The organism is Synechococcus sp. CS-1326 (assembly GCF_025128115.1).
Lineage (GTDB): Bacteria > Cyanobacteriota > Cyanobacteriia > PCC-6307 > Cyanobiaceae > Regnicoccus.
This window is the reverse complement of record NZ_JAHLYV010000016.1, coordinates 140,180-152,197: the sequence shown is the minus strand read 5'-3', so window position 1 is coordinate 152,197 and position 12,018 is coordinate 140,180. Positions and strand designations below refer to the sequence as shown.

General features: G+C 63.0%; 8 protein-coding genes and 2 pseudogenes. 5 read left to right on the top strand and 5 right to left on the bottom strand.

The features are described from left to right. From KQ307_RS06330 to KQ307_RS06315, 4 genes and pseudogenes are all read left to right on the top strand, one after another. The coding region (locus KQ307_RS06330; protein ID WP_259727338.1) for a lipocalin family protein at positions 1-1,268 on the top strand (1,268 nt) is incomplete at its 5' end. A gap of 175 nt (positions 1,269-1,443) precedes the next feature. Then, positions 1,444-2,403: a transporter gene (locus tag KQ307_RS06325; RefSeq protein WP_259727337.1), complete on the top strand. Its 960-nt coding sequence runs from the start codon at positions 1,444-1,446 to the stop codon at positions 2,401-2,403. A gap of 739 nt (positions 2,404-3,142) precedes the next feature. Further along, positions 3,143-3,885 (top strand): annotated as a pseudogene (aqpZ, locus tag KQ307_RS06320) (aquaporin Z). 200 nt (positions 3,886-4,085) lie between these two features. Next, the gene (locus KQ307_RS06315) at positions 4,086-5,507 is read left to right on the top strand and encodes a lipocalin family protein (RefSeq protein ID WP_259727336.1); all 1,422 of its coding nucleotides are present in this window, start codon (positions 4,086-4,088) and stop codon (positions 5,505-5,507) included. A 212-nt stretch (positions 5,508-5,719) separates the two neighbouring features. Here the strand turns inward: KQ307_RS06315 and KQ307_RS06310 are convergent, their stop codons facing one another. The 5 genes from KQ307_RS06310 to KQ307_RS06290 all read right to left on the bottom strand — a co-directional run bounded on the left by KQ307_RS06310 (position 5,720) and on the right by KQ307_RS06290 (position 10,120). After that, the gene (locus KQ307_RS06310) at positions 5,720-5,893 is read right to left on the bottom strand and encodes a hypothetical protein (protein WP_259727335.1); all 174 of its coding nucleotides are present in this window, start codon (positions 5,891-5,893) and stop codon (positions 5,720-5,722) included. A gap of 78 nt (positions 5,894-5,971) precedes the next feature. Further along, positions 5,972-6,838, bottom strand: coding sequence for a hypothetical protein (locus KQ307_RS06305; protein WP_259727334.1), 867 nt, complete (start codon positions 6,836-6,838; stop codon positions 5,972-5,974). A 71-nt stretch (positions 6,839-6,909) separates the two neighbouring features. Beyond that, complete coding sequence (locus KQ307_RS06300) at positions 6,910-8,004, bottom strand: LysM domain-containing protein (RefSeq protein WP_259727333.1); 1,095 nt, start codon at positions 8,002-8,004, stop codon at positions 6,910-6,912. After that, positions 8,004-8,501, bottom strand: a complete 498-nt coding sequence (locus tag KQ307_RS06295) for a hypothetical protein (RefSeq protein ID WP_259727332.1) — start codon at positions 8,499-8,501, stop codon at positions 8,004-8,006. Before KQ307_RS06295 ends, KQ307_RS06300 begins: the two co-directional genes overlap by 1 nt. Beyond that, positions 8,501-10,120, bottom strand: a complete 1,620-nt coding sequence (locus tag KQ307_RS06290; protein WP_259727331.1) for a DUF4055 domain-containing protein — start codon at positions 10,118-10,120, stop codon at positions 8,501-8,503. The genes KQ307_RS06295 and KQ307_RS06290 overlap by 1 nt, the downstream gene beginning before the upstream one ends. A 1,076-nt stretch (positions 10,121-11,196) precedes the next feature. Here KQ307_RS06290 and KQ307_RS06285 point away from each other — a divergent pair. Beyond that, positions 11,197-11,898 (top strand): annotated as a pseudogene (locus KQ307_RS06285) (IS5 family transposase); the annotation flags it as partial. Between the last annotated feature and the right edge of the window lie 120 nt (positions 11,899-12,018).

The window sequence follows — 12,018 nt, the reverse complement described above, 5'->3', positions numbered from 1 at the left end:
GCAAAGCGGCGCCGGCCGCTGCGAGCGGCGCGATCCTGCCGTCCGGCTTCCCGGCGAAGAACCTGCCGCCGGTTCTCGAGACGCTGAAGCCGCTGCAATTCTCGAGCGAGCTGGTCGTCACCACCCCCCAGCCGGTTTACCTCCTGCCCCGCGACCACAAGTTCCACGCCGGCGGCTTCTACGCCTGTAATGAGTTCTGGGAGTGGCACTACTTCTCGGGCTTCGCGAAGGACGCGCAGGGCAATGATTACGCGTTGTTCTTCGGCACCGATCCGGTCGGCTACGACCCGAAGAGTGGCGGCTACGCCTTCGTGCCTGCGGTGCTGTCGATCTCGCCGATCAAGGAAGGCCGCAAGTACCACTACTTCAACAACTTCCCGGTGTTCGAGCCGCAGCGCCCCGCCGATGCTACCTCGCCCGCAGATTTCCAGTACGTGCTGCGCAACGACGAGGCCGGCTGGTCGATCGACGAGCGCTACTACGCGAACGACGAGCGCTGGATCTTTCGCATGAAGTCGAAGAATCCTGCTGACCCCTGGTGCGACCTCGACATCCGCCTCGGCGCGCCGGGATATATCCCGCGTACGCCGACCGGCATCGAGGAGGAAGGCGTCAACGACACCGGCCGCTACAACCCTCAGACGATGCACGGCCTGTCGTACTACTACATCGCGCCGAACATGCCGTTCACCGGCAAGTTCGGCTTCGGCGGGCGCACCGTTCAGCTCACTGGCAGCGTCTGGCTCGAGCACCAGTGGGGCAACATCAAGGGTCTCGACCAGGAGAACTGCCGCTGGCGCTGGTTCAGCTTCCGCTTCGACGACGGGCGGATGCTGGCGTTCCGCCACTGGATGCTGCCGCCCGACAACCTGCCGGCGCACGAGCGCAACCACTACTGCATGGTGCATCCGGACGGGCGCATCGAGTACGGCTTCCCCAACCGCGAGATGCGCTTCACTCCGACGCGCGCGTTCAGCGTGCCGGGCAGCACGGAGCAGTGGAACCCGGAAGGGCTGATGGAAACGCCTTTTGGCAATTTCTTCCTGAAGTCGCTCGTCGACGACTCGGTGTTCATCAGCAAGACCGGCATGACGTTCTGGGAAGGGCCGATGGCGATGCTTGAGGGCAATTCCAAGGGCCGCAAGATTGGTATGGCCTACGTCGAGCAGTACTTCCAGCCGCGCGGCGGCCCGGCGGCGATGCGCACGCTCCCGGAGCAGGACCTCGCGCGCGAGCTGCCGCTTTCTGGCACCACGCGTCGAGCTTAAGTCGACCCCTGTTTACTGGATCCGATCGCTCCTGCCTTCCATCGAATTAGTTTATTTACAACAAGGAGGAAAACATGATAGATCTATTAACGGTGTCGTACCAATAACGCCATCCTGGGCTTCAGATCTCAATGGGCGATAGAGGCCTATCAAGCTATCACAAGATTACTAAATCATGGGACACCAACGGCTACCGCTTGGCAAGATTGAATTGATGAAAGAATTATTCAAGGGTGCCTGCCGCGGGACTGGTAGAAGAACAGCTTTTATCGCATGCAGCTTTGCAGCGGTGGTGTGCGCCCAACCCGCCCATGCTGGCAAGGCACGCGACTACCTCAACGCTCCAAAGAACACTTGGGTAACATTTTATAATGCCGGTTATTCCACTTATGTCACGCCCGTCGAGGGCGGGGAGGACTTCGGCGTTCCAGAGATTGGTGCTGACGTTTACTCGCAATCCGTCATCATCACCCGGGTCATGGATTTCTGGGGCCGCACCGGTGGCGTGTCGGTCATCGTCCCCTATCTCAACCTATCGCTCGATGCAAGCGGATACCAAGCGCAGCAGGCCGGCGTGGGCGATCTCAGCTTCGCTTTGGAAACAAACCTCTTCGGCGCTCCTGCCCTGAGCAAGGAGGAGTTCAAGAGCTGGACGCCCCAACCTTTCGCCAGCATTCATTTCGTGCTGACGGCGCCCACCGGTTCTTATGACGCCGACAACGTGCTCAACGTCGGCTCCAACCGATGGATCTTCACCCCAACGATCAACTACAGCTACACGCCAAATGGCGGCAGGACATGGCTTGAGGCCTATGGCAGCACGAAACTGTTCTCGGAGAACAAGGCTACGAAGACCGAGCAGGACCCGCTGTTACTGATAGAGGGTCATGCCAGCCAGAACCTAACGGACAAGATCTGGCTGTCGGTTGATGCCTATTACAATGTCGGCGGCGAAACCCGAGTGTCTGGCGTGGCTCAAGATAATGCAGCCGATACGCTTCGGCTTGGTGTAGGTGCCGGAATACGGCTGTGGAGCGGCGCGCAGCTGATGCTCAATTATGACCAGGTGGTCATCAAGCCTGACAGCCAGCCGGAGGGGAGGAGTGTAAGACTTAGTTTGGCACAAGTCTGGTAATTCTATTCGATGGAGGTTCACCGCTCTCTACAGGTAGTCAGGGCTCAGCACTGGATCGCTGCTCTCGTCGCCTTCAGCGACGGGGTTCGATGCTCACGACATGGACTCACGACGACCAGCTGGAGTGGGAGATGCCTCCGGCGCAGAAGAATCCCTGGGCTTTAGCCGCTAGGACATTGCCGCCACCTCCGCTGATGGCTGGTCGCAGGGATGACTGAAGACCACCTGTAGATCCTGGAACAGGCCGAAGTCACCTTGCGCAGCCTTGTTCATCAGCGGGCGCGATCAGCCATACATCCAGCTGACCTTGGGGTTGATGCGCTGCGTCGCTTCGGAAGTCACACGGATGTCGCGTGACAAGCATCTCGCAATTCAAGAAAATCCCCATGACCACCGTGGCGTGACGGCGTAACCAGTGGCAGGTCATGCAGACCTTGCGGCTGCGGGTTTTGAGCAGCAGAGCGCTGTAGCGGCAAGGCCACTCCTCGACTGAGGCCTCAAGCCGGGAGCCCAGGGCCACTGGTCGGAGGAGAGAGACACCCACGAACCATGCCGATTCGTTCACTTGTACCGGCGCGGTTGGGAGGGGGCTCGGCTGCCGCAGTAGAGCTCTGCGGCGAAGGCACGTTCGGAATGCGCTGGGGGATGGCCGTCATCAACGATGCGGAAAGTGGATAGCGCTGACACCGAGGCGAAGACTACGTTCAATGTCAATGCTTCATTCCCTTTCCTTGCGCCCATGAGTGCTCCAGTCCCCCTATCGCGAAAGTTCCTGGCGGAGCTGATCGGCACCTTCTGGCTGGTATTGGGTGGTTGCGGCAGCGCTGTTCTGGCGGCGGTGTTCCCTTACGACAGTGCGGCTGCCAATCCCCTCGGGCTTGGCTTTCTTGGTGTCTCGATCGCCTTCGGCCTGACCCTGCTGACGATGGCCTACGCCATCGGCCACATCTCCGGCTGCCACATCAACCCCGCCGTGAGCTTCGGCCTCTGGGCCGGGGGGCGGTTCCCGGGCTCCCATCTCCTGTCTTATGTGGTGGCCCAGGTGCTCGGCGGCATCATCGCCGGCGGCGTGATCCTGATCATCGCCAGTGGCCGGGATGGCTTCGCCCTCACTGGCAGCAACCCCCTGGCCACCAACGGTTGGGGGACCCACTCGCCAGGCGGCTATGGCTTCCTAGCCGCACTGCTCATCGAAGTGGTTCTCACCTTCATCTTCCTGCTGGTGATCATGGGCGCCACCGATCGTCTGGCCCCCGGCGGTTTCGCCGGCGTTCCCATCGGCCTCTCCCTGACCCTGATTCACCTGATCAGCATCCCCGTCACCAACACCTCCGTGAACCCGGCCCGCAGCACCGCTGTGGCCGCCTGGGGGTGGGCGGCGAGGCGATGGGCCAGCTCTGGCTGTTCTGGGTGGCACCGATCGCCGGCGCTCTGCTGGCGGGCTGGGTGTACCGCAACCTGCTGGAGGGCCGGGCCGACTGATCGGCTGAGGGCCCACGCGGGAGGCCCCCGACAGGGCCGCCTCCCGCATCACCACGGTCAGCAGACCCCCCACTCTCTTCAGGCCTGGTCGGGTTCGCTGGAGCGCAGATCGAGATCACTGCCGGCCACCGGACCCAGCCGTCTTGCACCTGTTGTGCACCTGGCACCCCTCCTCCAACGACCAACAGGAACCGCCCCCGATGACCCCTCCCGATTTTCAGCCACGCGACACCTTCGCTGCCATGGATCGTCCCGCCGGTACCGCGCGACGTAGCTTTCTTAGTGGCGCTGCAGCAACGGTCGCAGCCCTCGCGGCGGGGCGCGCATCAGCGAAGCCAAGGCCAGGTGCCGCAGCGACGGCAGCCCAGAACGCGTTCGACCCCGCAACGTTCACCGGCCCCGGCATCGAGTCGGAAACCGGCAACGCGATCTACAACTTCCCGCGCGACCACGCGATGCACGGCGGCCCGTGGTACCGCGGCGCCGAGTATCAGGAAACGCACTACTTCACGGGCTTTTTCAACGACAAGCGCACCGGCAAGCCCTACTCGGTGTTCTTCAGCTGGGCCGCCTACGGCTGGGACGCGAAGCTCGGGCGACCGGTCTGGGTGTCGCTGTTCTCGATGACCGACATCGAGCGCAAGAAGTTCCGGCAGGCGGTGCACCCGATGAGCGGTAAGCTCGCCACCAGCGGCTCCGGCCCGGACGTGGCCGCCAAGGCGTTCACTGCCCAGTACGTGCTCGGCCAGGACGGCGGCGGCAACGAAGGCCTTTTCTCGTACCAGTCGAAAGACGAGAGCTTCCGCTGGATGGCGAACGTGCCGAAGCCGACCGACGGGCTCAAGAACCAGACGCCATACGCGATCGACTGCCGCGCGCGGGTCGTCAAGCCCGGCTTCCGCTGCCCGGTGCCTTATGGCTTCACGCAGGAAGGCCTCGGCACTGACGTGGCGAACAACCTGGCCAACCCCTTCACGGGCGCGGCGCTGTCCTGGTACGTCATCGCGCCGTGCATGGAAGCCGAGATCAAGCTGAAGCTCGACGACATGGACCTCGATCTCACGGGGCAGGTGTACTACGAGCACCAGTGGGGCCGCATTCGCATTCCAGGCATGGAGCAGGCGCGCTACACGTGGGGCTGGGCACGCATGGACAACGGCGACATCCTGAACTGGCGCACCTACCGCGATGCCAAGACCGGCAAATACGTGCCGTCCGATCCGGCCAACCGGTTCAACGTGATCCGTCCCGACGGCACGGTGCAGTACTGGATGGGATCCGCGTTCGTCTACGAGCCGCTGAAATGGTGGAAGTCGCCGGAGACCGGCGTCGACTACCCGGTGTACGCCAAGATGTCCACGCCGCTCGGGGTGTTCTACACCGACCCGGTCGTCGAAGTTGCCGAGGCGCAACTGTTCAACGGAGGCATGTGGGAAGGCGCCGCGCGCCTCCGCAAGGACAGCGCGACCGGGCCCGTCGTCGGCCGTTCGTTCTGCGAGTTCATGTGGGCGCCGTTCGATTCGCCCCTGGGCAAGGACATTCCCTACGACCCGGCGATCACCGCCTCGCCAGGTGCAGGCCTCCCAGAGGCGCGCGATTTCCGTGCCTTCACGAAGTGGTGAACGGCGCACTGGTATCGGGCAGCCGCACGGGGCCGCGTTTCTTGCTGCTGTCCGATCAACGCTTCAACGACGTATCTCTACTCACTCAGGATCGGTCATGACAATGTCTTCAGGCGCATCCATGGCGGAGCAACCTCCATTTGAAGGCCCAGGCGTCGAGACACAGAGCGGCCAGGCGGCTCCGTAGTAGGCAATGTCATTGCAGGAGGAGGTCAGCCCAAGTTCAGTTGATCCGAGATACGAATTTCCAGATTTTGCGACATTTCCGAAGCGGTACGCGCGAGTTTCTCGTATTCGGGGGTATATCCCCCCTTTTTGTTCTTCACTTGATTTGATTGATCGTGAACTTGGGTGCCCTGCCTCGCGCTTGATTGTGCGCCGAGCATTCGGTTCCTGCTATTCGGTTGCGCTTGGTTGTCGATGTTGAAGGTGCGCTCCGCCCGTGTGGACGGAGCGCGGATGGATCAACGCCGGGCGCCAGCTGGCTTCTTGGCGTAGCTGGCTAGGTAGAGCTCACTGGCGCTCATGCTCTGCAGGTTGGTCGGCAGGCCGTTGCCATCGAACTCAGCGATCACGGTGGCGGGGCCCAGGCCGCCGCGCTGGTTGAACAGGAAGCTGAGCACCGGATGGGTGCGCAGCGACTCGATGTGATCGGCGGCGTCAAGGTTGCCGTGATCACCGAGCAGCACGTTGCCCTTGGAGTCGATCGGCTCCAGCAGGTCACGGCCGGCACCGTCCTTGGTGAGGCGGAACTCACCGCCGACCTGGTGCTTGAAGATCTCAAAAAACGAGCCGCGGTTATCACCACCGGCGCGGCCATCGGCATCGACGAACAGCCGCTCCAGCAGGCGCTCCTTGCGCAGGTTCTGCACGTCCTGGAGCGCCTCGTCCCGCTCCTTGGCGGCCGCTTTCACCTTGCGGGCAGCGGCGGCCTCCAGCTGCAGTTCACGGCTGGCGATCTCGCGTTCCAGCTGCTCCTTCTGCCGCTCGGCCTCCTGGAGGCGCTCGTACTCATCCGGGTTGATCTTGGAGAACTGGGCGAGCTGACGCTTGATCGTGCGCAGCTCCCGCTCCAGCTGGTTGGTCTTGCGCCGCTCCGCCTTGAGCGCATCGGACGGTTCGGAGCGGGAAGCCTCGACCTCCTCGCCGGGTTCATCCAGTGGCTCATCCGGGTCGAGGTCGTCATCCTCGAGGTCGTCGTCTTCAATTTCCGGCTGGGCAGGCGGCTCCTGGTTGGGCCAGTGCTGCGGCTGCGCGTAGCTGACGAGCTGCTGATGCTCGGCGGTCGGTTGCGGCAGGACGCCGAGGTCCTGGAGAAGGCGTTTGGTCATCGGTCCACCCATCACGGCTGTGGTTAAAGCGAGCGCCCCATCCGGGCTGCACTCACCCCAGCTATTGCCATTCAGGGAGTGTCGGGCGGCGGATCCGGCGACAGGTCCACATCCCAGAGGTCATCAGCCGCATTCACGCCCCGCAGCGGCGGCAGGTAGATCCAGCCGCCGGCAGACAGCAAGGTGGCGGGGCGGATCAGCGGCACCTGCAGCACCTGGCCCACGTCCAGCGGATCGGACGGGCGGATCGCCGGCACATTGAGCAGCACACCAACCGGGAGCGGATCGCTTCGGGGCCAGCGGTCGTAATCCGGGTTGTAGAGCCGCAGCCAATCCACGGTCGTGTCGTAATCGATCGCCAGTTGCTTGAGCGTGTCGCCGCTCGTGGTGGTGTGGCCATCGGCGCGCAGCAGCGACGGGTTGAGCTTGCGCAGGTAATCGACGGTCGTGCCGTGGCGGGCGGCCAGCACGTTGAGCGTGTCGCCCACCACGGTGGTGATCGGCCCCTGCTGAGCAAGATCCGGGTTGACCGCCCGCAGCGTCTGCACGGTGGTGCCATAGCGCTCGGCGATCAGGTTCAAGCTGTCGCCGGTTTCGATCACCAGCACGCGGTTGGGCTTGAGCGCAAAGCTGATCGCCTCACCCAGCTCCGGCTGCACCTGCAGCCCGATGCCACCAGGCCCGTAGGCCTGGCCGATCATCAGCAGGCTGGCGCCAGCAAACACGGCGCGAGGGCTGAGCGGCAGCACGCCCGGCGTTTGCAGCAACGACAGATCACCGAGCCAGCACACCCCCTCGGCGGGCACCTGAACGGTGGTTAGACGCGGTGGCTCGGTGGCTGGTGGGACCGCCAGCGGCTGGAAGGTGGCGCGCAGGCCGGGGCTCTGCCAGGCCTGCTCGGCCGCCAACCAGTCCCAGGGATTGGACTCGGGCGTGGCGGGCGGCAGCAGGGCGGCGCGGGTGAGGTAGCCCTCGCAGAGGATGTCGCCGGTGTCGATGCCGGGGCCGTTGTCGCGGCTGGAGATCAGCTTGGTTTGCTGAATCGAGCAGTCGATCACCTGACGGCAGACCGTCACCGGAACCTTGGCGCCGGGATGCTGCTGCTGCTGGAGCATCAGGCGCACATTGGCGACCTCCTGCAGCGCCGTGACCGGACTGATGCTCATCAGGAGCGGATCAAGGTGCCGGAGAACGGCGTCGGCGCAGGGGGGCACCAGGAGGACAGGCCGGGGAGGATGAGCAGCAGGTTGGCCACATGGCCGCGCCTCTGGGCGCCGATGCTGAAGCCGTAGCTGTTGGCGGTGGGTTCGGCGTATTCCGTCGACACCTCCTCCATCAGCAGCTCGGTGGCGTACTCGATCACATCGAGTTTCTTCTTGGGAAGCTCGACAGGAACCGGTCCTGCAGCGGCCTTGCGGGTGGTCTTGATCACGAACGGCTCGGCGGGCGTGCCGCCAGCAGCCAGGCCCGCGTCGATCACGGCGATCGCATTGAGCGAGGCCTTGGCGGCGGGGATCGCCTCGGGGTAGCTGCGCTCCAGCTGGGCCATGGCGTCATTGATGGCGCGCAGAGCAGGGGCGGTGACAGGGATCAGAAGGGCGCGTCGGATCGCTTCCAGATCCGACGGGCGCCAGGCATTGGGATTGGCAGGTGAGCCGCTCATCAGTTCAGCTCAGCCGTGGGCACCGTGAACGATTCGGTTGCCGAGCCGCTGATCGGGTTGACCACACCCGGAGCGGCAGCCAGCGACAGCTGGTGACGCAGCTCGGCAGTGCTGATCACACCGCGTTCATGCAGCGTGAGCCACTCGCCCACCGTCGGTTGGGGCCGCAGCGGCGGGGTGAGCGGCGTCACGGTGAGCGCCAGACCGGCGCCTGGCATCAGGCTGTCGCCGGTGAGTGAGCACCAGTGCGCCAGCACGTTCTCAAACACCGAGGTCTTCTGGGTGGCGAGCGACTGGAGCAGGGCGTAGGCCTGGCCGGCGGTGAGCGAAATCTCGGTTTCGCTGCGGCCTGCGCCACGGTTCTGGGTCGGCACCAGCGCATCACGGCGCATGGTTTCATCCAGCAGGGTCAGGTAGGCGCGGTGCTCGGCGAGCGAGCGGGCGCGGATCTCCTTCCAGTTGAAGTCCGCCCCCTCCGGCAGGTCCATGAAGGTGGAGGTGGAGAGCACGAGCTGCTCGGGAGGGCGGGGTTCGCCGTCCTCGCTGCGCTGGAAGCCGTACTGATCCACCAGACCGCTGCGCACACCCACCGGCAGGGCGCAGCGAGAGAGAAGGTCCTCGTATTCGCTCTTGAGCCGGTAGTGGGTGAGGTACTGGTTGGCCAGACCCAGGTGAGGCAGATCGCCTTCCCCAAAGGCAGCACCATCGGCGGCATACCAGACGCAGGGCATGGTGTGCTGGCCCTCCAGCAGCACGGCCGGCCCGAGCGGCTCAGCCTGATAGCCGCTGGAAGCCGAGGTCGACGGCACGGCCGCGTAGGCCGCAAAGCGCAGACCCTCGGCAGCCAGCTCCGCCACCCTGTAGGTCCAGTTGGAGAGGTCGTAGGCCGGCGTGTTGTTGGGCGTGAGGTAGTGAACCGGCACCCCCCCAAAGTGGTCGGGTCTGATCGGGTTGTGAACGTCCACCCGCCAGGCCACCCGCACCGGCAGACCGTTGGGATTGGGGAGTTGCCAGTCGAGGAAATCAGCACGGGGCACCAGGGCCAGCCGAGGCAGCGACAGCCGATCGCCACGGCGCAGGGCATCAAGTCTGTGCCCTTCTGAGGGCCAGCGGTGCTCGGGCGGGAGCACCAGGATCAGACAGCCACCATCGCGCAGCACCAACAGATCAGCGATGAACAGGAACACCCCAAGATCAGTGCCGCGTCCATCCACATCACCGATCACTGCCTGCAACGAGGGCGGCAACGCCTGCCAGTGCAGGAAAGAGAGCATCCCGGCGTAGGTGCGCAGCGCATCACGGAAAAAGCCCGTGGGCCGGGCGTTCTCGATCCGATTGCGGTACGAGGAATCCGGCTCCTTGACGCCAGGGGGGAGGTAGACCGAGCGGCGGCTGGTGCCGTCAGGGGCATCAAGCAGGTTCCAGCAGTCGAAGGCCAGCTGCAACCGATCGCGCAGGCCACGCAGGGTGTTGTGCTCGCGCCAGGGCTCCAGCAGCGGAGCGCCCTTGGCGGCACCGCGGGCCTGCTGCTCGTTCGGGGAGAGCGGCAGCCACTTGTTGCGGGATCGGTTGCGACTCCTGGAGGCCAAGGGATTGGTGCTGCTGGGAGCTATTGCCACAGGGGGGTGCCCCAGTGCCTGTTTGAAACGAAATGAAGTGGCGCTACCCGCTTTCCCCCCAACTACTGCAGGGCAGCCAGGACATTCGCACGATCAAGAATTGCTCGGTCACTTAGGGGATGTGACGATTCGAGCTCAGGTTCAATTCTTCTTTCATCGATAGCTCAGCCCCGCATGAAGGCCCGGATGCCCGTGAGAGCGAACTGCATCCCCATGCTTCCCTGAACTGTTCCGGAAGATCGCTGCTTGTGGTCAGCGGTGTCGATGGAATGACCTGCAGATCCAGCCTGGTCTCCCACTTCTGCCCCAGGCCACAGCAGGGGGAACTGCTGACCGCCGGCAGGTTGCCATCCACGGGAATAGCCTTCGTCCGAATCGCGACTGGCCGGCGGTCGGTGATCACGGCAGAGCCCAGGGTGTACGCGCAGGTAGGTGCTGATAGCTACGAAGCAGAGTTCTGTAAATTATCGACCCCAGCATCGAATAGGTTCACCACCATGAACAGGCTTCCAAGTGTCCGCATGACCGCGTCCTGAAGGGGTGATCCATCGCCAAGGGCGACCAGATTGATCATAAAATAGACGCCCTTGTGAATCAATGGGGTCTGAATTGTAGTCGGGCTTGAACGAGTTCACGGAGCCATCAGACCACACAATTGTTACTTGGCCAGACGGGTTGTAAACTATTCCGACATGGTCTAGTTCGTCGCCCCGGGTACAAGTCAGCTCTGCCGAGGATGTCGGTGACGTATGAGCAGCTTGGGCCGCCAGGAGCAACGTGGCGCTGGTAGCGAGTAGTATTTTCATAAATACATGTGCTTGCCTCTAGGAGTTAATTAGCTGAAAACTCGCTAGCGAATAAAGTGTATAAAACGCGATTCGAGTAAAGTCTTTAACCGATGAGCGCTAATTACAGGCTGGGAAGGCTTAGGCATAGTCACTTGCAATCGAGCTTGAAGAAGAGACCGATGAAATGGCAGCCGCATGACAACCTAGCAAAACCAACTAGGGAAGCTCTGGAAAACCCAGCCCATTTGCGGGACAATAGGCATGTGATCGCAGATCAGGACAGGGCTGATGAGCGGCAAACGGCTCGGCTTCTCTGATTACGAGCAGACCACTACCAAGAGGCAGACCAAGCGGGAGAAGCTCCTGGCGGAGATGGATGCGGTGGTGCCCTGGCAGGCATTGCTCTAGCTGATCGAGCCCCACTACCCCAAAGCCAGTGAGAAGGGTGGGAGGCCCCCGTACCCGCTGGGCACAATGCTGCGGATTCACCTCTTGCAGCAGTGGTATTCACTCAGCGATCCGGCGATGGAAGAGGCCCTGATTGCGGCCCACACCATGCGCCGCTTTGCTGGCATTGATCTGATCAGCGACCGGATCCCGGATGAGACCACGATCTTGTCCTTCCGCCACCTGCTGGAGAAGCACGGTCTGGGTGAGCAGATCTTTGAGACCGTCAAGGCGCACCTTGGCGAGCGGGGCATGACGATGCGGCAGGGCACGATTGTGGATGCCATCTTGATCGCGGCGCCCTGCTCCACCAAAAACAACGCTGGCAAGCGGGATCCGGAAATGCACCAGACCAAGAAAGGCAACCAGTGGTACTACGGAATGAAAGTGCATATCGGCGTCGACAAGGACTCAGGCCTCATCCACTCAGTCGTTACCACCGCTGCCAACGTGCACGTCCTCACCCCAGCAGCCGACCTGCTGCATGGTGATGAGCAGGTGGTCTACGGCGATGTTGGTTACCAGGGCATCGCTAAACTAGAACGTGCCACGACCATGATTTACAGCCATGAACTGAACCAGCGCACTCGGTTTTCGAAGCCCAGCCGACCTTTTGTAACCTGAGGAACAGTTGGTTCTCAGAGCCGGCTAAAGATAAGAACA